Genomic DNA, 19,381 nt, shown 5'->3' with positions numbered 1-19,381 from the left:
GCCTAAAGATGGAGCCACGGTGCCGGGAACCTTCCGGAGGGGAGTCGCGATGATGATCCGCGTCGGATTGCCGGCGGTGGTATTGCTCGCCCTCGGCTCCACGGTGGCCGCGGTGACTCCCCCGATGGGGACGACCCGCTCCGACGTGTTCACCGTCGCGCCCCTGGGAAAACGCCAGAACGACCTGACGATCACCGTTCCCGACACGAGAAGCCTGCTCAGCGGGTTCGCGGGCGGGCAGATCAGCCGGACGCTCACCACGGTGAAGGTGAGCGACACCAGAGGCGGGGGCGACTGGGTCGCCACCGTCTCCGCGACGAACTTCACCACGGGCGGCGGGACGCTCGCGGAGACGATCCCCAGCAGCGACATCTTCTACTGGTCGGGCCCGGCGACCGCCACCACCGGACCCGGCACCTTCACCCCCGGCCAGTTGAACGCGGCGGCCGCGCAGTCGCTGAACGTCTCGCGCACGGCGTTCACCCACACCGTCGGCGGCGGTGCGGGGAACAACACCGCCTCCTGGAACCCGACCATCGTCGTGCACGTGCCGGTCACCGCGCTGCCCGGCACCTACACGGGTACGGTCAACCACTCGGTGGCATAGGACGCCCGCTCCAAGAGTCCGACAAGCCGCGCTGAAGAGTTGGCAGACATCACGCCGACGTGCCTTCGCGTCGATCTTCGCCGCACAGGATGAGCCGCGTAAGTACGTCCTGACCTGGGCGTGGATCCGATGAAGAGGAGCGGCCGTGTCTGCAAGCCGTCTCGGCCTGGTGTGTTCGGGAGTCGCGAGCCTGGTTGCGGCCATGGTGGCCGCGTTACCGGCACAGGCGGGCACCTGCCCCGCGTCCACCACATGTCCCACCACGGTGAACTTCACCGTCAACGCGCCCAACGGCCTGACGATCAACGTTCCCGACGGCCCGGTCAACATCGGAAGCGGGGCGCCAGGGGGGCAGATCAGCGGCCAGCTCGGCTCGGTCCAGGTGTCGGACCAGCGTGCCGCGCTCTCGGCCACCTGGGTCGCGTCCGTGATCGCCGCCACCGGCGGCTTCAAGACGGGAGGCGGCACCGCCCCGGAGACCATTCCGAACACCGACGTCCTGTACTGGTCGGGCGCCGCGACCGCCACCACCGGCGGCGGCACGTTCGTTCCCGGCCAGGCCAACGCGGCGGCCGCGCAGTCGCTGGACGTCTCGCGCACCGCGTTCAGCAAGACGACCGGATCCGGTGTCAACAGCGCGACCTGGAACCCCACCATCGTGGTGAACGTCCCGGCCGGCGCCGTCGCGGGCACGTACACCGGCACGGTGGACCACTCTGTTGCGTAACCCCCTCGTACGGCCGTGCCTGCTGGCGACGCTGCTCGCGCTCCCCCTGTACGGAGTGCTCAGCGGACCGGCGGGCACGGCCTCGGCCGCGGACGCACGACGTCCGGACACGAAGGGCGCCATCGGGATCAAGCTGCTGGAAGCGCCGAAGAACCGGATGGACGACCCCCGCGCGCACGTCTTCATCGTCGACCACGTCAATCCCGGCACCACCTTCACCCGGCGGCTGGAGGTCAACAGCAGCTCGTCCAGGCGGCAGCATGTGGAGATCTACACCGCCGCGGCCGACATCGACCATGGCAGGTTCACGTTCGCACCGGGCCGCACGCCGAACGAGCTGAGCCGGTGGATCACACTCAACCGCTCCGGGGTCGATCTGCCGCCGCACGGCAGTTCGGAGGTGAAGGCCACGATCGGCGTGCCCGATTCGGCGGCCAAGGGGGAGCAGTACGCCGTCATCTGGGCGCAGGTATCCTCCGGTGAGCCGGGGGAGAAGGGGAACGTCGCGCTCGTCAACCGGGTCGGGATCCGGGCCTATCTCGATGTCGGCCCGGGAGGCGATCCGCCGTCCGAGTTCCGGATCAGCGACGTGATCCCGCGGCGTACCGAGGACGGCAGGCCGGCGATCACGGCGGGAGTCCGCAACACCGGCAAGCGTGCCCTCGACCTGGGCGGGCAGCTCACGCTGTCCGACGGCCCCGGCTCGTTGCGGGCCGGCCCGTTCCGGATCGTCAGCGGCACGACCCTGGCCCCCGGAGACGAGGGCTCCCTATCCGTCCTGCTGGACGACCGGCTGCCGGACGGGCCGTGGAAGTTCCGGCTCACCGTGCGCAGCGGCCGGGTGGAGCACGAGGTGACCGGCACCCTCACCTTCCCGGAGGATTCCGGTGGCCGGGGAGCGCCGGCCGCTCTGGACTCCCCGCTGACGATGGTGCTCGGGCTGATCGTGGTGGTGACGCTCATCAGCGCGCTGATCCTCGTCCGGATCGCCCTCACGCGCCGCCGCCGCGCGGTGCCGTACTGACGGACCGGGCGCGACGGCGGAGGTGGAACGCGAAGGCGGGGCGTGACGTCAGTGCGCGGGCGCCGGCTCCTCCACCTTCGCGGGTGCGGCCAGGTCCACGCTCTCGCGCAGCCTGATCGAGGGGAGGAACAGGACGGCGATGATGCCGATGACCGAGATCCCCGCGGAGATGAGGAAGATGTGGCCGGTGGCGTCGCCGTACGCCGCGCGCACGATGGTCTTCACCGGCTCGGGCAGGGCGGCGATGTTCAGGTTGCCGCCCTGGGAGCCGGACGGCTTGATGCCGAGCTTGGCCAGCCCTTCGGCGATGTTCGTGGCGACCTGGTTGGCCAGGACCGCGCCCAGGACCGAGACGCCCATGGTGCCGCCGAGTGAGCGGAAGAAGGTGACGGCGCCGCTGGCCGCGCCGAGCTCGCGCAGCGGGACGGTGTTCTGGATCGCGAGGACCAGGTTCTGCATCGACATGCCGACGCCGGCGCCGACCAGCACCATGGCGGCGGCGATGACGACCAGCGAGGTCTCGTGGTCGATCGTGGACAGGCACAGGAAGCCGAGGGTGAGCATGACGGAGCCCACCACGATGTACGGCTTGACCTTCCCGCTCCTGGAGATGAGCCGGCCCGAGATCGTGGACGACACCAGCACGCCGAACATCATCGGGATGGTGAGCAGGCCCGCCTCGGTGGGGGTGTAGCCGCGGCCGATCTGGAAGTACTGCCCGAGGAACACCGAACCGCCGAACATCGCCATGCCCACGGCGAGGCTGGCCACGATGGCGAGGGCCGGGGTGCGCATGCGCACGATGTGCAGCGGCACGACCGGCTCCTTCACCCGGGACTCGACGAACGTCGCCGCGGCCAGGACGATCACGGCTCCGCCGACCATGGCGGCCGTCTGCCAGGAGATCCAGTCGAAGGAGTTGCCGACGAACGTGACCCAGATGAGCAGGACGCTGACGCCGGCCGCGATCAGGGTGGCGCCGACGTAGTCGACCTTGGCGTCCGGCCGCCGCACCGTCGCGATCTTCAGCGTCTTGTGCAGCATGGCGAACGCGATCACGGTGAACGGCACGGCGATGAAGAAGCACCACCGCCAGCCCAGCCACGAGGTGTCGGCGATCAGGCCGCCGAGCAGGGGTCCGCCGACCGTGGCGACCGCCATGACGCCGCCCAGGTAGCCGTTGTACTTGCCGCGCTCCTTGGGCGGGATCATCGCGGCGATGATGACCTGGACGAGGATCTGCAGCGCGCCCATGCCGAGCCCCTGGAAGGCGCGGAAGGCGATGAGCTGTCCGGTGTTCTGGGCGAATCCGCAGGCCAGAGAGCCGATCAGGAAGATGACGATGGAGGCCTGGAGCAGCAGCTTCTTGCTGAACAGGTCGGCCAGCTTGCCCCAGATGGGGGTGGACGCGGTCGCCGCGAGCAGTGACGCGGTGACGACCCAGGTGTACTGCGACTGGGTGCCGTTGAGAGCGCCGATGATCTGGGGCAGGGCGACCGACACGACGGTGCCACTGATCATTGCCACGAACAGCACGAGGAGCAGGCCGCTCAGTGCTTCCATGATCTGCCGATGGGTCATCGGCGCGGGGCCGGGCGGCGACGCGGACTGCGCGCTCAAGAGGTGCCTCCGTAGCGGGGGATTTTCGAGACGATTGCGTATCGCATAATATATGCACAGTGAGCAACTTTGCTCACTGGGCATATATTCCCGGACGCTAGGATTGCCGGACCATGGACACCACGGTGGGCCTGCGCGAGCGCAAGAAGGCCGAGACACGACAGGCCGTTCACGAGGCCGCGATGCGGCTGGCGTTGGAGTTCGGCCTGGACAACGTCACCGTCGAGGCCATCGCCGACGCCGCGAACATCTCGCGCCGGACCTTCTCCAACTACTTCGCCGGCAAGGAGGACGCCCTCCTCTACGGCGAGGAGCGACGCATCTGGTCCCTGGTGACCACGTTCCGCGAGCGGCCGGCGGAGGAGACGTCGTGGCAGGCGCTGCTCAACGCGGCGCGCGCGCTCTACGCGGAGATCGGAGAGCCCAACCGCGAGCGGGCCATCCAGACGCACCTCGCCAAGCGGCATCCGTCTCTGCTGGCCAGGCAGATGGCCAACCACGTCCGCGTCGAGCGGGAGCTCGCGCGGGCCATCGCCGTACGCGAGGGCGAGGAGCCGGGCGCGTCACGGCGTCCGCGCGTTCTCGCGGCCGCGTTCCTGATGGGGCTCCGGGTCGCCGCCAACATGTGGATCGAGGAGGAGGGGCCCGACGACACGCCTTCCCGGTCACTCATGGACATCGCCGACGAGGTCCTCGAGCAGGTTGCCCGGCCGTTCCACTAGAAAGGCTGGAAATACGACCGGAGATCAGAGGCACGGCCCCACCACGCCGACGGGGCCCCTGTCCCGGGACGGGACGGGGACCCCGGTTCGTGGAGGGCGCGGCCTCGAGGGCTCACCCGAAGACCCGCGGACTCACATGAAGTAGCGGAGCCAGACGTAGACCCAGGCCATCACAGTGCTGAGGATCGTGACGACGATGCCGTACTTCGTGAACTGCCAGAACGAGATCTTGTGACCGGTCCTGGCCGCGATGCCGACGGCCACGACGTTGGCGCTCGCGGCCACCGCCGTGCCGTTGCCGCCGAAGTCGGCGCCCAGGGCGAAGGCCCACCACAGCGCCTGGCCCACGGCCGCGTCCGGCGCCTGGGCGACCAGGCCCTCGACGACGGGGGTCATGGTCGCGACGTACGGGATGTTGTCGAAGAAGGCGCCGAGCACGGCGGAGCCGAACAGCAACGACGTCGCCGCTCCGAAGTAGTTGTCGCCCACCGCGTTGACGGCCCAGGTGCCGATGGTGGAGATGACCCCGGTGTGCACCAGCCCGGCGACCATGACGAACAGGCCCATGAAGAACACCAGGGTCGGCCACTCGACCTCGCGGAGGACCTCCGGGACGTCGGGACGGGCAACCATGATCATCAGTCCGGCGCCGACCAGGGCGACGATCGAGGGCTCGATGTGCACGACGGCGTGCAGTCCGAATCCCGTGATGACGAGCCCGAGCACGATCAGGCAGCGCACCAGAAGGCGCGGGTCGGTGATGGCACGCCGCTCCTGGAGCGCCATCACGGACGCCACGTGGTCCGGGTTGTACCGGAACGACTTCCGGAACAGCACCCCGGAGAACAGCACGAACACCACGAAGATGATCACGACGACCGGCGTCATGTGCATCAGGAAGTCGTTGAACGTCAGCCCGGCCCGGCTACCGATGATGATGTTGGGCGGGTCGCCGATGAGCGTGGCGGCGCCGCCGATGTTGGAGGCGAGGACCTCCGCGATCAGGTACGGCTGCGCCGGGATCTGCAGGCGGTCGCACACCAGGACGGTGACCGGGGCCACCAGCATGATCGTGGTGACGTTGTCCAGGAACGGCGAGGCGATGGCGGTGATGACCATCAGCATCACCATGAGCCGGTACGGCCGGCCGCGTGACTTCTTGGCCGCCCAGATCGCGAGATAGTCGAACAGCCCCGTCTGCTTGATGATCCCGACGATGATCATCATGCCCAGGAGCAGGAAGATGACGTTCCAGTCGATGCCCTCGTGCTCGGAGAAGAAGACCTGGGCCCCCGGGATCAGCCCGAGGACCGCCATCGCCCCCGCGGCGACGAGCACCACCTTGACCTTGTCGACCTTCTCCGTGGCGATGAGAAAGAACGCGACGACGAAGATGGCGAGCGCGGCGATGGAGCTCATCCGGTCCACCCGGGCGGTCCCGCCTGCACCCCGGTCACGGCTCGGGCGGCGAAGCGCGCGGACGGTACGGCGAAGCGTGGTGACGGGACGCACCGGAACGGCGTCACCGCGGACAAGAGGTGCACGAGAGGGCCTCCGAACGATATGCGGGCATGCGACACCGCGGACCGGGGCCGGCCGGCGGCGCGCGGGAACCGGGCTGGGGGTGCGCGGGCGTGCGGCGGCGCCGTCACCACCCGGCGGGTGATGGCGCTGAGACGACGAGAGGCGGGCGGCGGTGCCGCCCCGTCACCGGAGCCCGGGTGAAACCGTCCGGAGACCGGCGGCGGAACCGCCGGAGGACGCGACCAGAGGCCGACACGCGGGTGTCACGGGACCGGTCGGGAGGGTGCCGCGGTCAGCTGTCCGAGTCGGAGACCGAGTCGGAGACCGCGAGACCGGTGAGTAACCCGTCGAGGGTGATCGCCCCGGCCAGCACGCCCGAGCGGTCGACGACCGCCACCAACGGGCTGCGCATGGACGCCATCACGGCCGCCACTTCGAGCAGCGTCGCGTCCAGGGCCACGATGACCGGCCGGACCAGCTGGCTCGGCAGGCAGTCGCCCACCGTGCGGTTGCCCAGCTCCTGCCAGAACAGGTCGGCGTGGGCCTCGTCCACCGTCCGGGCGAGGGCCGGATCCTCCTGGTATGTCCGGGGGACGGCCAGCCGCAGCACCTGCGTACCGGGCAGCACGACGCGGGGACGGCCGCTGCCGTCGACGACGATGAGTCCGGGCAGGCGCCCGAGAGTCATCACCCGAACCGCTCTGGTGACCGGATCTCCGTAGGTGACCGTGGGCAGTTGTACCGCTATGTCGCGCGCCTGCATGTCACCATCCCGTCGTCCGTCTGGGGTGCGTTGTCGTGGTCGTCCGTGTCCGCGCGGGTCATGACGCCTTTCCGGAGAGTTCGGCCAGCCGTCGTTCGAGTACGGCGAGCCGGTCGGAGACGGACCGGTCACGCAGGAGGTCGGCGACCTGGTCGGCCTCGTCGTGGTCCAGGACGATGGTCTGCCTGGGCACGTCAGGGTCGTCGGAGGATTCGTAGATCAGCAGTGAGCGCCGGTCGGTTTCGTCCACCATCACGCCGAATCGCTGTCCGGCACGCGTGCTGCAGTGGTGCAGGACGCCGACGCCGGGGACGGTGGTGCGGGCGATGTCCATGTCCGATGTGTCTCCGTTCCTCGTCCGTGGTGGTGACCTCAGCGCGCGGATAAGGGCATGACCTCTTCCTCCCTGGTGATCGGAGCCCGGACGTCAGGAGCCGGGGCTCCCGGAGCCTGGACGCGTGGCGTCGAGAGCCCGGACTCCCGCCGCCTCAAGTCTCGTCGCGCGGGGTCCCCGGGCACCATCGGGTCCAACACCCATCTCGGGAGGGGGGCGGCATGTAGGAACGGCAGGTGGGACGGTGCGGCCACGCGCGCGAATGAGCATCGCGCCCGATGGACAAACACTCCTCGCTACGACCACGGTGGTGATATGAGCAATCTCGCCGACCGGCAGGCGGACGGGCGGCCGCGGGCGGCCCGCGCGCGGTGGAGGGCCCCGCGCACGCTGTTCTGGCGGCTCTTCATGATCAACGGCCTCGTCTTCACCGCGGGCACGCTGATCCTCGCGCTCTCCCCCGCCACCGTATCCTCTCCCGTCCTCCTGAAAGAGGTGCCGGTCCTGACGGTCGGGCTCGCGCTGATCCTGGGCGCCAACGCGCTGCTGCTGCGGGCGAGCCTCGCGCCGCTCGGCGCGCTCGCGACGCTCATGCAGCGGGTGGACCTGCTGCGGTCCAGCGGTGACCGCCTCGCGCTCCGCGGCAACGGCGACCTGACCCATCTGGTCGATACCTTCAACGCCATGCTCGACCGGCTGGAGGCCGAGCACAGCACCAGCAGCGCGCACGCGCTGGCCGCCCAGGAGGCCGAGCGCGGCCGTATCGCCAGGGAGTTGCACGACGAGATCGGGCAGACCCTCACCGTGGTGCTGCTCGGCCTCAAGCGGGCGATCGACCGCGCCCCCGAGGACCTGCGCGACGACCTGCACGCGGTCCAGGAGACGGTCCGCTCCAGCCTGGACGAGGTACGCCAGATCGCCCGCAGGCTGCGCCCAGGCGTTCTGGAGGATCTGGGGCTGCTCAGTGCCCTCAGCGCGCTGGCGACGGACGTCGCCCAGGTCAGCAAGCTGTCGGTGATCCGGAGGACGGACCCGGACCTGCCCGCTCTGAGCGGAGACGTCGAGCTCGTCATCTACCGGATCACGCAGGAGAGCCTGACGAACGTGACCCGGCACTCCCAGGCCACCCAGGTGGAGCTGTCGCTGACGGCCGAGCCCGGCACCGTGGTGCTGCGCGTCGCGGACAATGGCCGTGGCGGGGTGCTCCAGGAGGGCGCGGGCATCCGGGGCATGCGCGAGCGGGCACTTCTCGTCGGCGCGTCCCTTACCGTCACCTCGCCTCCCGGCGGTGGCACGGAGATACGGCTCGTCATCCCCCTCGCGGGGAAACCGACGGCGGAACGGAGTTGAACCCGGTGGACTCGCCCACGACACGGATCCTGCTGGCGGACGATCACGCACTGGTCCGCCAGGGCCTCCGGCTGATCATCGACGCGGAGCCGGACCTCATGGTCGTCGCCGAGGCGGCCGACGGCGCGGAGGCGGTCGAGCGTGCCTCCGAGGAGGAGGTCGACCTGGCGATCCTGGACATCGCGATGCCCCGCATGACGGGCATCCAGGCGGCACGCGAGATATCCCGGCGCGCGCCCGGCATCCGCATCCTGATCCTGTCGATGTACGACAACGAGCAGTACCTCTTCGAGTCGCTCAAGGCGGGGGCGTCCGGCTACGTGCTCAAGTCGGTCGCCGACCGCGACCTCCTCGAAGCGTGCCGGGCGGCCGTACGGGGAGAGCCGTTCCTCTACCCGGGGGCGGTCACCGCGCTCATCCGGGACTACCTGCAGCGCAGCCGGCAGGGCGAGGCGATTCCGGACAGCATCCTCACGCCGCGAGAGGAGGAGATCGTCAAGCTGATAGCCGAGGGGAACTCCTCCAAGGAGATCGCCGAGACCCTGGTCATCAGCGTCAAGACCGTCGACCGGCACCGCGCGAACATCCTGCAGAAACTCGGCATGCGTGACCGGCTGGAACTGACCAAGTACGCCATCCGCGCCGGGCTGGTCGAGCCCTGAAAGCCGACCGGGCCCGGAAAGCCGACCGGGCCCGGAAAGCTGGTCGGGCACTGAAGCGGGTGTGTCTCTGAAATCGGGCGTGTCCGGAAATCTTTCGTGATCGCCTTCATGTGCCGCGAATCCGGTTAGCCATCCTTGAAGGGAACGAAAGGGAACGCCGTAGGCGTCGAGGGTGGCTCGGCTCGGCCGTACCGACCTCGCGGCGGCGGCCGGGTTCTCCTGCGCCGTCCTCCTGCGCCCGGCGAGCGCCGCCGGGCCCGTCGTCACGCACCCTGTTCGAGCTGGTCGGCGAGGTGATGCGGGCGGCCTGACGGCCGCGCGAGCACGGGTTCCAGCTCTTCCGGGCGGCACCGACGAACGAATGGCGAGCGGGAACGGTGGCGATGCACGACAACGCGAGGGGAGAACTGATATTCTCAACCCTCTGTAGAAGTGGGCCGACAAAGAACCCAACGATAGGATTCTAGCAAAGCCATGATGAGCCGTCAACCCGCGCAAGCTCTCAGGGAAGAACAGTCCTACGTCTCCATGCTCTACGACCGGCTCGACACCGCACGGGAACGCACCGAAGCGGCGCTGAGCACGGCGTTCGCCCGTGGTGGAGGCGGCACCCGCCAGGCCGCCATCGAGCGGGAGGTCTCCGCGGACGAGCACGCCCGCAGGGTCGCCCAGCTCTCCGGGGTCGAGCGTGGTCTTTGCTTCGGGCGGATCGACGACGCCGGCGGCGAGACCTACTACATCGGCAGGATCGGGCTGCGCGACGACGAGCACGACTCGGTCCTGATCGACTGGAGGGCCCCCGTCGCCCGGCCCTTCTACGTCGCGACTCCCGGCGATCCGGCGTCCCTCGTCCGCCGCAGGCACATCCACACGCGCGGCCGTACGGTCACCGGACTGGACGACGAGGTCTTCGACCTGGACCGGATGGACGAGAGCGACCGGAGGAACCTGGTCGGCGAGGCCGCCCTGATGGCGACGCTCCGGCGCGGCCGCACCGGCCGGATGGGCGACATCGTGGCCACCATCCAGACAGAGCAGGACCGCGTGATCCGGTCCGGCCTGCCAGGGGCGCTCGTGGTCCAGGGAGGGCCCGGCACCGGCAAGACCGTCGCCGCGCTCCACCGGGCGGCCTACCTCCTGTACGCGCACCGCGCCACGCTGGAACGCCGGGGCGTGCTCGTGGTCGGCCCGAACGCGATGTTCAGCCGCTACATCGGCCAGGTCCTGCCCGCGCTCGGCGAGACAGAGGTGGTCCTGTCCAGCGTCGGCGAACTCCACGCGGGCGTGCACGCGACCGCGGACGACGCACCCGCCGTGGCAGTCCTCAAGGGCGACCTGCGGATGGCGGATGTGATCGAGGCCGCCGTACGCGACCGCCAGCGGGTTCCGGACGGTGACCTGGAGGTGCTGATCGACGTGCGCACCTCGATCCGCGGCGGCGTCGAGGTGGTCGTCGAGCGGATGGCGCTTCGCCTGGACCACGGCTCCTGCCTGCGCGCCCGTGACCGGGCACGCGCGCTCGGCAGGCCGCACAACCTCGCCCGGCGGGTGTTCGTCAACAAGGTGCTCATGGGCCTCGCCGTGGACGAGGCCAGGAGCCTCGACCGGCCGTACGACGAGGAGGACCTGCGCTACGCGCGCGAGGCCCTGTGGCAGCAGGCGTCGGTGCGCGCGGCACTGGAGGAACTGTGGCCGTACCTCACGCCCGAACGGCTGGTCGGCGAGCTGCTCTCGGATCCCGCCCGGCTGCGCGTAGCGACGGCCGGGCTGCTCGGCGACGAGGAGCGCTCCCTGCTGCTCCGCCGGGCGGGCGCACCCTGGACGGTCGGGGACGTCCCCCTGCTCGACGAGGCCGCCGAACTCCTCGGCCAGGACGACGCCGAAGCCAGGGCGCGAGAGCGGGCCGCCGAGGAGGAACGTGAGAACGAGGAGACCTACGCCAGAGGCGTGCTGGAGATCGCCGACCTCACGGGGATGATGGAGGCCACCGCGCTCGCCGAGCGGCACCACGACACCGGCCGGGCCGTCACTACGGCGCAGCGGGCGGCGGCCGACCGCTCCTGGGCGTACGGGCATGTGATCGTGGACGAGGCGCAGGAGCTCTCCGCGATGGCCTGGCGCGTCATCATGCGCCGCATCCCGGCGCGCTCCCTCACCGTCGTCGGTGACATCGCGCAGACCGGGTCCGCGGCCGGCGCCCGCTCATGGGGCGAGATGCTCGACCCGTACGTCAAGGACCGCTGGCGTGAGGAGCGGCTGATGGTGAACTACCGCACCCCGGTGGAGATCATGGATGTCGCCGCCGACGTGCTGAAGGCGGTCGCTCCGGAGCAGGAACCCCCCGAGTCCGTACGCGACGGTGAGGCGCGGCCCCGCGCCGTGCCGTACCAGGGGACGGACCTGAGCGCCCTGGTGGCGGAGGAACTGGAAGCGATCGGAGAGGGCACGCTCGCGGTGCTCACCCCCGACGCGCGCCACGCGGAGACGGCCGCGCTCTTCCCGCAGGAAGCCGACCCGTTGGAGTCGGCGGTCGCCGTGCTCACCGTGAACCAGTGCAAGGGGCTGGAGTTCGACGCGGTGGTGGTCGTCGCCCCCGAGGAGATCCTCGCCCAGTCGCCCATGGGCGGCCAGGACCTGTACGTCGCCATCACCCGGGCCACCCGGCGGCTGACCGTGCTGCACGACGGCGGCCTCCCCACGATGCTGGAGCGGCTGGCACACGAGGGGTGACAGCGCGGAAGGCCACAGGGCGAACGGCGGCGCGGACGAGAACGGGCCGCCCGCCCGGAGGCGTCGGCCCGCAGGTGCCGCGGCCGGCGCCGAAGCGCCGGCCGTACGCACTACTGGATCTTGCCCGCGATCTCGTCGGCCTTGTCGCCAGTCTTGGAACCGGCCTGCTTGGCCTTCTCGGCAGCCCTGGTGCCGGCGTGCTCGGCCTTCTCGCCGGCCCACCTGGTGGTCTCCGACGCGGTCTCCTTCATGCTCTCGGCCCACTGCTCGGACCTGTTGCGGTACATCACCGCGCCGATCGCTCCGATGGCCAGGCCGGCGAACAGCATCAGTATCGGCCAGCGCCGCCGGGTCCTGGCCACAGGCGTCGGCTCCACCCGCCTGGCCGCGCCCGCGAGAAACGAGCTCACCATCGGCGCGAGCTGCTCCTCAACCGAGTGAGCGGCCTGGTCCAGCTTGGGCGCCGCCCACACACGGGCATCCGTGATGCGCATGGCGGTGACGTCCCGAGCGTTGCCGACCATCGGGCTCACCTTCCCGACCATCGGGCTCACCTTGCCCGCGATCGGGGTCACCTTGTTGACCATCGGGCTCACCTGGGCCTTCATACGGCCCAGCCGCGTCCGCGGAATCGGAACTTCCACGCGGCGTCTTCTGAGTGTCAGGGACACGACAAACCTCCCCGGTGTTGGGGCCCCGTGACGACCCTCTTCCCGTGTCAAAGCGGCTCAATCATGACCGGGCGCCGCAGGAGGGCTCGCTACGCTGTTCACCGAAGTTCAACGGACAACCGAAACCTGCATGAAAAGGGGGCGGCCCTCGTGGCTGACAACCTCATCGCGAACCTTCGCACCAATCACGGCACCATCCGGATCAAGCTCTGGCCGAACCAGGCGCCCAAGACCGTGCGGAACTTCGTCGAACTGGCCGAAGGCACCCGGGAGTGGACCCACCCCGAGACCGGCCAGAAGAGCACCGACAAGCTGTACGACGGCACGATCTTCCACCGCGTCATCAGCGGCTTCATGATCCAGGGTGGCGACCCGCTCGGCCAGGGCATCGGCGGCCCCGGCTACGACTTCGACGACGAGATCCACACGGAGAACAACTTCAACCGTCCCTACCTGCTCGCCATGGCCAACGCCGGCAAGCGCTTCGGCAAGGGCACCAACGGCTCCCAGTTCTTCATCACGGTCTCCCCGCAGCCCCACCTCAACCAGGGCCACACCATCTTCGGTGAGGTCATCGAGGGCAGCGAGGTCGTCGACGCCATCGCCAAGACCCCGACCGGGCGGATGAACCGTCCCGTCGACGACGTGGTGATCGAGGAAGTCACCATCGAGCGTTCGTGAAAAACGGCTTATAGGCTAGGAGGCCGTGGACACGCCCTTCGGAAGGACTCCATGACCTCCCAGCCGCCGCCGACGCACCCGGGGGCCGAAGCCGCGCCGACCTGCTACCGGCACCCCGAGCGCGAGACATATGTACGATGCCAGCGCTGCGAGCGCTCCATCTGCCCTGACTGCATGCGCGACGCCGCCGTCGGCCACCAGTGCGTCGAATGCGTCCAGGAGGGCAACCGGAGCGTCCGCCCCGCCCAGGCGATGTTCGGCGGGGCCGCCGTCACCAAACCACGCGTGACCTGGACCCTGCTGATCATCAACGTGCTCGCCTACCTCGCCGAGCTGACCAGAGCCGACGAGATCATCAACACGTTCGCGACCTCGTCCGTCTACGTCTTCTACGGCGAATGGTGGCGACTGCTCACCGGCGCGTTCCTGCACGCCCCGCCGCCGTCCTTCTGGCACATCCTGTTCAACATGTGGGCGCTGTACGCCATCGGCCCCGAACTCGAACGCCGCCTCGGATCACTCAGATTCGCCGCGCTCTACCTGCTGTCCGCACTCGGCGGCTCCATCGCCGTCTACCTGTTCGGCCTGTGGGCATACGGAGCCTCAGGCGCGATCTACGGCATGTTCGGCGCGCTCTTCGTCGTGTCCAGGAAGCTCGGCTTCGACGCCCGCGGCGTGCTCTGGCTGATCGGGATCAACATCGTCCTGACCTTCGTCGTCCCCGGGATCAGCTGGCAGGGCCACCTCGGCGGCCTGGTGACCGGCACGGCGATCGCCGCCGCCTTCGTCTACGCCCCGCGCAAATCCCGGAACGCCGTCCAGCTGGCCGCCGTCGTCGCCGTGCTCGCGGTCATGGCCGTCATCCTGCTGACCCTGCCACCGTACGGTGCGATCGCGGTCCAATGATCCGAATGTCCACAGGTGTGGATAACCCTGTGGACAACAACTTCGTCAGCGCCAGCGCGTCGACAGGACCACGCCGAAGATGATCAGCCCGAAACCGATCAGCAGGTTCCAGTTGCCCAGGGCACCCAGACCCGGCGCGGTCGGCGCGATGTAGTACACCGCGATCCAGGCGATCCCCAGGATCCAGGCCACCACCATGAGCGGAGCGAGCCACCGGGGGCTGACCTTCAGCGTCTGCGCCTTCTGCGGCGGCGTGTAGACGGCCTTCTTACGGAGCTTGGACTTCGGCACGGCAGTTCCCTCGTTAGTGGGCGCAGTTCCGAGTAAGGATAGTCTGCATGGTCGACCGACCGCGATTCCCGGCCCGTGTCCTCGTGGTGGACAACCACGACAGCTTCGTCCACACCATCGTGCAGTACCTGCGCGAGCTCGGAGCCGCCTGCGACGTCCACCCCCGCGACCACGTCACCGTCGACGACGCCGACCCATACGACGGCGTGCTCGTCTCCCCCGGCCCCGGCACCCCCGAAGCCGCAGGAGTCAGCATCCCCATGATCCACCACTGCGCCGAACGTAAAATTCCCCTGCTCGGCGTCTGCCTCGGCCACCAGGCCATCGCCGTCGCCTACGGCGGCACCGTCGCACGCGCCCCCGAACTCATGCACGGCCGTACCAGCCTGATCATCCACGACGGCAAGGGAGTCTTCACCGGCATCCCCTCACCCGTCACCATGACCCGCTACCACTCGCTCGCCGTCACCCGCGTGCCGGACGCGCTGGAGGTCACCGCCACCACCCCCGAAGGCGTCGTCATGGGCCTGCGCCACCGTGACGCCCCCATCGAAGGCGTGCAGTTCCACCCCGAGTCGATCCTCTCCGAACACGGCCACCGGCTACTCGGCAATTGGCTCGCCCAGATCGTGTAACGCTTCCCTCCCCCGCGACGACTAAAGAATGAGGGCTTCCGCCATTGCCCCCGAGTGGCGGAAGCCCTTCCCATGTCGGTCGGGCAATGGCAGCCATTGCCCGCTGTCCCGCCCAAGGCTGGCGGAAGCTGTTCCCACGTCCGGTCGGGCCATGACAGCCATTGCCCGCTGTCCCGCCCAAGGCTGGCGGAAGCTGTTCCCACGTCCGGTCGGGCCATGACAGCCACTGCCCGCCGTCCCGCCCAAGGCTGGCGGAAGCTGTTCCCACGTCCGGTCGGGCCATGACAGCCATTGCCCGCTGTCCCGCCCAAGGCTGGCGGAAGCTGTTCCCACGTCCGGTCGGGCCATGACAGCCACTGCCCGCCGTCCCGCCCAAGGCTGGCGGAAACCGGAGGCGGCCGCTGCCCCGTTCATCCGGTGGTGGGAGCGGGGACGGCCTTCTCGGCGGCGCGACTGACCTGCTCCCAGCGGGCCCAGGTGTCCATCCGCCGCCGGGAGATGTCGAAGGCCAGGTCGTAGACCATGCTCCCGAGCAGCAGCCGCAGCGGTGGATCGTCGCTGTCGACCAGCCTCATCACCGCCTCCGCGGCCAGGCGCGGCTCGCTGTCCACCGATCCTTCCGCCCACTGCTTCTCCAGCTCGGCCCGCAGCGGCGCGTACGCGTCGTTCGGAGTGGTCGAGGTCATGCTCGTGTACAGGTCGGTCCAGTAGCCGCCGGGCTGGACGATGCTCACCTTGACGCCGAACGGCGCGGCCTCCATCGCCAGGGCCTCGCTCAGCCCCTCAAGGGCGAACTTGCTCGCGCTATACATGCCGGTGGACGGAAATCCTCCGAGCGCGGCGATGCTGGAGATCTGGACGATGTGCCCGGACCGTCGCGCCCGCAGGTACGGCAGGACCGCCTGGCCCACCCACAGGGCTCCGAAGAAGTTGACCTCCATCTGAGCCCGGGCTTCGGCCTCGGTGAACTCCTCGATCATGCCGGATGACAGGATCCCCGCGTTGTTCACCACGACATCGAGTCCCCCGAAGTGCTCGACGGCCCTGGTGACGGCGGCGAACACCGCGGCGCGGTCGGTGACGTCCAGGGGGAGGGCCAGCACCCGGCCCTCGTGCTCGGCGGCGAGTTCATCAAGCGATGTCGTACTGCGAGCGGCCGCGACCACCCGGTCACCGCGCTCCAGGGCGGCCCGGGCGAACGCGTGGCCCAAGCCACGGCTGGCCCCGGTCACGAACCAGACGCGGCCGGCGGCAGTGGCAGTGGTGGCGGTATCGGCGGTGGTCATCGGCGGAACTCCATTCAGGCGACCGGACATTGACGAGACAAGACGGATCGTCTCGTCAATGAGCACCACCCTGCCCGGTCGTGGGGTCAAAGTCAAGACGGACCGTCTCGTCTCAGAATTGATAGTCTGCGCCCATGACAGCGCAGCCCAAGGACTCCTCCGCCCGCAGGGGCACACCGGACGCCACACGCAGGAACGAGGCGTCGCGGAGGGCCATCGTCACGGCGGCGTTCGAGCTGGTCGGGGAGGTCGGCTACGCCAAGCTGAGCATCGAGGGCATCGCCGCCCGCGCGGGCGTCGGCAAGCAGACCATCTACCGCTGGTGGCCCTCCAAGGGCGCCGTGCTGTTCGACGCCTTCCTCATGTTCACCGGAGACCAGGCCCCGGCGCTGCCCGACACCGGTGACCTGGAGGCCGACCTGAAGACGGTGCTGCGCGCCACCGTGGAGGAGCTGAACGATCCCCGCTTCGACGAGCCGATGCGCGCGCTGAACACCGAGATCCTGCACGACCCGGCGCTCGCCGCCGTCTATGCCGAGCGGCTGGACGGGCCGATGAAGGAACTCAAGAAGCAGCGGCTGCGCGCCGCGCAACGGGCCGGGCAGCTGTCCGAGGCCGTCGACCTCGACGTGGCGATCGACCTGCTGTGGGGGCCACTGCTGAACCGCTGGCTCCAGCGCAGCGGTCCCCTCACCTCCGGCTATGCCGACGCCGTCGTCGAGACCGCGCTCAACGGGCTACGCCCCCACGCCTGACCCGGCGGGCCCGCGGGCACAGAAAAAGGCCCGCTCGGGAGGAGCGGGCCTCTTTCGCGATCTGTGCCGGTTCCGGCGATGCGTCAGTTGCCGAACGGGTTGTCGCCCTGGTCGGGGAGGATGCCGCCGTCATCGCCGCCGTCGCTGCCGTCGTCCACCGGCGGCTCGGTGATCTGGTCACTCGGCTGATCGGTCGGCTGCTGCTGGTTGGGCCCGCTGGAGACGGTCAGCGTGATCGTCGTACCGGACTGGAGCTTGGCTCCGGCGTCCGGCGTCTGCGCGATCACGTTTCCTGCCGGAACCACGTCGCTCGGCTGCTGTGAGAGCTTGACCTTGAAGCCGGCGCCTTCCAGCGTGGACTTGGCGTCCTCCGCGGTGAGGCCGAGCACGCTCGGGACCTCGATGGCCTCCTTGGGCACGTAGATCCGAACCGCGCTCTCCTTCGCGACCTCCTTGCCCGCCTTGGGCTTGGTGTCGAAGACCTTGCCCTGCGGCTGGGTGGAGACCACGTCGACCCGGGAGACCTTGAAGCCCAGCGCCGTCAACTCGGCCTTGGCCTCGTCGGGCGTCTTGCCGACGACGTTCGGCACCGCGATCAGCTCGGGACCCTTGGACAGCGTGAGGGTGACCGTGGACCCCGGCTCCACCGCCGTGTCCCCGGCGGGGTCGGTGCCGATCACCACCCCCTTCTCGATGTCGGGGCTGAACTCCTCTTTCTCGGTGAATTTGAGGCCCGCGTCCGTCAGGGCCTTCTCGGCCGCCGGCTTGGTCTGGCCCTTCACGACGGGCACCTTGATGGTCGCGGCGTTGCCCGTGTCGCCGGTCAGGAAGGCGTACCCCACGCCGATGAAACCGCCGATGACCAGAAGCGGGATCAGGATCCACGCCGCGGTCTTCAGCGCGGTGTTCCCGCCTCCGCTGCGCCTGCGGCCGTCGTACCGGCCACCGCCGCCGTCGCGCTCCTCGGGGCCGTAGTCGTACTGCGGGATCGCCCGGGTGCCCTGGGCGGCCATCTGGCCGCCCGCGCTGGTCATGGTGCGGGTGCGGTCGGCCGGGCCGTACGAGCCGTGGTTGGTGGCCATCGCCATCGTCTGCGGGTCGACCGGCATGCCGGACATGACGCGCTGGATGTCGGCGCGCATCTCGGTCGCGCTCTGGTAGCGGTTGACCGGGTCCTTGGCCATGGCCTTGAGCACGATCGCGTCGGCCCACTGGGGGATCTCGGGGTCGATGCCCGACGGGGGGATCGGGTCCTCGCGCACGTGCTGGTACGCGATGGCGACCGGAGAGTCGCCGGTGAAGGGCGGCTGGCCGGTCAGCAGTTCGTACAGCACGCAACCGGTCGAGTAGATGTCGCTGCGGGCGTCCACCCGCTCCCCGCGGGCCTGCTCGGGCGACAGGTACTGCGCGGTGCCGATGACCTGGGCCGTCTGGGTCATGGTGGCCGCGGAGTCGGCCATCGCACGGGCGATGCCGAAGTCCATGACCTTGACCTCGCCGCTGAGCGTCAGCATGATGTTCGCCGGCTTGATGTCCCGGTGGACGATGCCGCCACGGTGGCTGTAGTCGAGCGCCCTCAGGATGCCGTCGACCAGCTCCATCGCCCGCTCGGGCAGCAGCCGCCGGTCGGCACGGAGCAGGTCACGGAGGGTCCGCCCGTCCACGAACTCCATCACGATGTACGGCACGGGCGTGTTGTCCATCATGTCTTCGCCGGTGTCGTACACGGCGATGATCGACGGATGGTTCAGTGACGCCGCCGACTGCGCCTCCCTGCGGAACCTCGCCTGGAAGGTGTGGTCCCGGGCAAGGTCCGAGCGGAGCGTCTTGATCGCGACAACACGGTCCAGCCGGATGTCCCGGGCGCGATACACCTCGGCCATGCCGCCACGCCCGACGACACCGTCGAGTTCATAGCGACCACCGAGAAGCCGAGGCTGAGTCATTTCCTGCACTGTCCCTTGCCGTTCATCTTGGGGTGCCGCCGGTGTCCATCATCGACCCCTTTTCGCATCACGTCTCCGTATTGGACGAGTTAGCGGGTGTTGGGGAGGCTGTGGGAGGTTGAGTGTCACTTGGCGTCGGGGTGGGGG

Annotated in this window: 19 protein-coding genes; 11 read left to right on the top strand and 8 right to left on the bottom strand. The window is 69.4% G+C overall.

Annotated elements, in window-relative coordinates:
* Window positions 1-49: 49 nt before the first annotated feature.
* The 3 genes from IMZ11_RS30955 to IMZ11_RS30945 all read left to right on the top strand — a co-directional run bounded on the left by IMZ11_RS30955 (window position 50) and on the right by IMZ11_RS30945 (window position 2,358).
* Window positions 50-607: a hypothetical protein gene (locus IMZ11_RS30955; RefSeq protein ID WP_228645964.1), complete on the top strand. Its 558-nt coding sequence runs from the start codon at window positions 50-52 to the stop codon at window positions 605-607.
* 145 nt (window positions 608-752) lie between these two features.
* Window positions 753-1,334 carry a hypothetical protein gene (locus IMZ11_RS30950; protein ID WP_228645963.1) on the top strand — a complete coding sequence of 194 codons (582 nt, stop codon included), beginning with the start codon at window positions 753-755 and terminating at the stop codon, window positions 1,332-1,334.
* Complete coding sequence (locus IMZ11_RS30945; protein ID WP_228645962.1) at window positions 1,327-2,358, top strand: hypothetical protein; 1,032 nt, start codon at window positions 1,327-1,329, stop codon at window positions 2,356-2,358. Before IMZ11_RS30950 ends, IMZ11_RS30945 begins: the two co-directional genes overlap by 8 nt.
* A gap of 48 nt (window positions 2,359-2,406) precedes the next feature.
* Here the strand turns inward: IMZ11_RS30945 and IMZ11_RS30940 are convergent, their stop codons facing one another.
* Entirely contained in the window at window positions 2,407-3,921 is a 1,515-nt protein-coding gene (locus IMZ11_RS30940; protein ID WP_228645998.1) for an MDR family MFS transporter, read from the bottom strand.
* A 170-nt stretch (window positions 3,922-4,091) separates the two neighbouring features.
* On the opposite strand from IMZ11_RS30940, the gene IMZ11_RS30935 reads away from it, so the two are divergent.
* Complete coding sequence (locus IMZ11_RS30935; protein WP_228645961.1) at window positions 4,092-4,700, top strand: TetR/AcrR family transcriptional regulator; 609 nt, start codon at window positions 4,092-4,094, stop codon at window positions 4,698-4,700.
* A 132-nt stretch (window positions 4,701-4,832) separates the two neighbouring features.
* Here IMZ11_RS30935 and IMZ11_RS30930 read toward each other — a convergent pair whose 3' ends face one another.
* The 3 genes from IMZ11_RS30930 to IMZ11_RS30920 all read right to left on the bottom strand — a co-directional run bounded on the left by IMZ11_RS30930 (window position 4,833) and on the right by IMZ11_RS30920 (window position 7,321).
* Window positions 4,833-6,119, bottom strand: a complete 1,287-nt coding sequence (locus IMZ11_RS30930) for an SLC13 family permease (protein WP_228645960.1) — start codon at window positions 6,117-6,119, stop codon at window positions 4,833-4,835.
* A 397-nt stretch (window positions 6,120-6,516) separates the two neighbouring features.
* Window positions 6,517-6,987: a CBS domain-containing protein gene (locus tag IMZ11_RS30925; protein ID WP_228645959.1), complete on the bottom strand. Its 471-nt coding sequence runs from the start codon at window positions 6,985-6,987 to the stop codon at window positions 6,517-6,519.
* Between the two features lie 58 nt (window positions 6,988-7,045).
* Window positions 7,046-7,321: a hypothetical protein gene (locus IMZ11_RS30920; protein WP_061255961.1), complete on the bottom strand. Its 276-nt coding sequence runs from the start codon at window positions 7,319-7,321 to the stop codon at window positions 7,046-7,048.
* 315 nt (window positions 7,322-7,636) lie between these two features.
* Here IMZ11_RS30920 and IMZ11_RS30915 point away from each other — a divergent pair, with 315 nt between their 5' ends.
* The 3 genes from IMZ11_RS30915 to IMZ11_RS30905 all read left to right on the top strand — a co-directional run bounded on the left by IMZ11_RS30915 (window position 7,637) and on the right by IMZ11_RS30905 (window position 12,063).
* Window positions 7,637-8,671 (top strand): sensor histidine kinase, encoded by a 1,035-nt coding sequence (locus IMZ11_RS30915; protein WP_228645958.1) that lies wholly within the window; start codon window positions 7,637-7,639, stop codon window positions 8,669-8,671.
* A 5-nt stretch (window positions 8,672-8,676) separates the two neighbouring features.
* On the top strand, window positions 8,677-9,333 hold the full coding sequence (locus IMZ11_RS30910; protein ID WP_061255959.1) for a response regulator transcription factor: 657 nt from the start codon (window positions 8,677-8,679) through the stop codon (window positions 9,331-9,333).
* A gap of 474 nt (window positions 9,334-9,807) precedes the next feature.
* Entirely contained in the window at window positions 9,808-12,063 is a 2,256-nt protein-coding gene (locus IMZ11_RS30905) for an ATP-binding domain-containing protein (protein WP_228645957.1), read from the top strand.
* Between the two features lie 110 nt (window positions 12,064-12,173).
* On the opposite strand, the gene IMZ11_RS30900 is transcribed toward IMZ11_RS30905, so the two are convergent.
* Window positions 12,174-12,707, bottom strand: a complete 534-nt coding sequence (locus IMZ11_RS30900) for a hypothetical protein (protein ID WP_228645956.1) — start codon at window positions 12,705-12,707, stop codon at window positions 12,174-12,176.
* A 177-nt stretch (window positions 12,708-12,884) separates the two neighbouring features.
* Here IMZ11_RS30900 and IMZ11_RS30895 point away from each other — a divergent pair, with 177 nt between their 5' ends.
* Together IMZ11_RS30895 and IMZ11_RS30890 are read left to right on the top strand one after the other, a co-directional pair.
* Window positions 12,885-13,415 carry a peptidylprolyl isomerase gene (locus IMZ11_RS30895; RefSeq protein WP_228645955.1) on the top strand — a complete coding sequence of 177 codons (531 nt, stop codon included), beginning with the start codon at window positions 12,885-12,887 and terminating at the stop codon, window positions 13,413-13,415.
* 51 nt (window positions 13,416-13,466) lie between these two features.
* Complete coding sequence (locus IMZ11_RS30890) at window positions 13,467-14,321, top strand: rhomboid family intramembrane serine protease (RefSeq protein WP_228645954.1); 855 nt, start codon at window positions 13,467-13,469, stop codon at window positions 14,319-14,321.
* Between the two features lie 45 nt (window positions 14,322-14,366).
* On the opposite strand, the gene IMZ11_RS30885 is transcribed toward IMZ11_RS30890, so the two are convergent.
* Window positions 14,367-14,612, bottom strand: a complete 246-nt coding sequence (locus IMZ11_RS30885; RefSeq protein WP_228645953.1) for a cell division protein CrgA — start codon at window positions 14,610-14,612, stop codon at window positions 14,367-14,369.
* A 47-nt stretch (window positions 14,613-14,659) separates the two neighbouring features.
* On the opposite strand from IMZ11_RS30885, the gene IMZ11_RS30880 reads away from it, so the two are divergent.
* Window positions 14,660-15,247: an aminodeoxychorismate/anthranilate synthase component II gene (locus IMZ11_RS30880; RefSeq protein ID WP_228645952.1), complete on the top strand. Its 588-nt coding sequence runs from the start codon at window positions 14,660-14,662 to the stop codon at window positions 15,245-15,247.
* Window positions 15,248-15,657: 410 nt separating this feature from the next.
* Here the strand turns inward: IMZ11_RS30880 and IMZ11_RS30875 are convergent, their stop codons facing one another.
* The gene (locus tag IMZ11_RS30875; protein WP_228645951.1) at window positions 15,658-16,533 is read right to left on the bottom strand and encodes an SDR family oxidoreductase; all 876 of its coding nucleotides are present in this window, start codon (window positions 16,531-16,533) and stop codon (window positions 15,658-15,660) included.
* A 134-nt stretch (window positions 16,534-16,667) separates the two neighbouring features.
* On the opposite strand from IMZ11_RS30875, the gene IMZ11_RS30870 reads away from it, so the two are divergent.
* Window positions 16,668-17,288: a TetR/AcrR family transcriptional regulator gene (locus tag IMZ11_RS30870; RefSeq protein ID WP_228645950.1), complete on the top strand. Its 621-nt coding sequence runs from the start codon at window positions 16,668-16,670 to the stop codon at window positions 17,286-17,288.
* 83 nt (window positions 17,289-17,371) lie between these two features.
* Here IMZ11_RS30870 and pknB read toward each other — a convergent pair whose 3' ends face one another.
* Complete coding sequence (gene pknB, locus IMZ11_RS30865) at window positions 17,372-19,234, bottom strand: Stk1 family PASTA domain-containing Ser/Thr kinase (RefSeq protein ID WP_228645949.1); 1,863 nt, start codon at window positions 19,232-19,234, stop codon at window positions 17,372-17,374.
* Window positions 19,235-19,381: the final 147 nt, after the last annotated feature.

It is taken from the genome of Microtetraspora sp. AC03309 (assembly GCF_020826795.1).
Lineage (GTDB): Bacteria > Actinomycetota > Actinomycetes > Streptosporangiales > Streptosporangiaceae > Microtetraspora > Microtetraspora glauca.
This window is presented reverse-complemented; position numbering and strand designations above follow the sequence as displayed.

Coding starts and splice junctions, on each gene's coding strand:
- IMZ11_RS30925 (WP_228645959.1), bottom strand. CDS start 6,987: ATGCAGGCGCGCGACATAGCGGTACAACTGCCCACGGTCACCTACGGA.
- IMZ11_RS30930 (WP_228645960.1), bottom strand. CDS start 6,119: ATGAGCTCCATCGCCGCGCTCGCCATCTTCGTCGTCGCGTTCTTTCTC.
- IMZ11_RS30890 (WP_228645954.1), top strand. CDS start 13,467: ATGACCTCCCAGCCGCCGCCGACGCACCCGGGGGCCGAAGCCGCGCCG.
- IMZ11_RS30935 (WP_228645961.1), top strand. CDS start 4,092: ATGGACACCACGGTGGGCCTGCGCGAGCGCAAGAAGGCCGAGACACGA.
- IMZ11_RS30875 (WP_228645951.1), bottom strand. CDS start 16,533: ATGACCACCGCCGATACCGCCACCACTGCCACTGCCGCCGGCCGCGTC.
- IMZ11_RS30920 (WP_061255961.1), bottom strand. CDS start 7,321: ATGGACATCGCCCGCACCACCGTCCCCGGCGTCGGCGTCCTGCACCAC.
- IMZ11_RS30905 (WP_228645957.1), top strand. CDS start 9,808: ATGATGAGCCGTCAACCCGCGCAAGCTCTCAGGGAAGAACAGTCCTAC.
- IMZ11_RS30915 (WP_228645958.1), top strand. CDS start 7,637: ATGAGCAATCTCGCCGACCGGCAGGCGGACGGGCGGCCGCGGGCGGCC.
- IMZ11_RS30955 (WP_228645964.1), top strand. CDS start 50: ATGATGATCCGCGTCGGATTGCCGGCGGTGGTATTGCTCGCCCTCGGC.
- pknB (WP_228645949.1), bottom strand. CDS start 19,234: ATGACTCAGCCTCGGCTTCTCGGTGGTCGCTATGAACTCGACGGTGTC.
- IMZ11_RS30880 (WP_228645952.1), top strand. CDS start 14,660: ATGGTCGACCGACCGCGATTCCCGGCCCGTGTCCTCGTGGTGGACAAC.
- IMZ11_RS30870 (WP_228645950.1), top strand. CDS start 16,668: ATGACAGCGCAGCCCAAGGACTCCTCCGCCCGCAGGGGCACACCGGAC.
- IMZ11_RS30940 (WP_228645998.1), bottom strand. CDS start 3,921: ATGGAAGCACTGAGCGGCCTGCTCCTCGTGCTGTTCGTGGCAATGATC.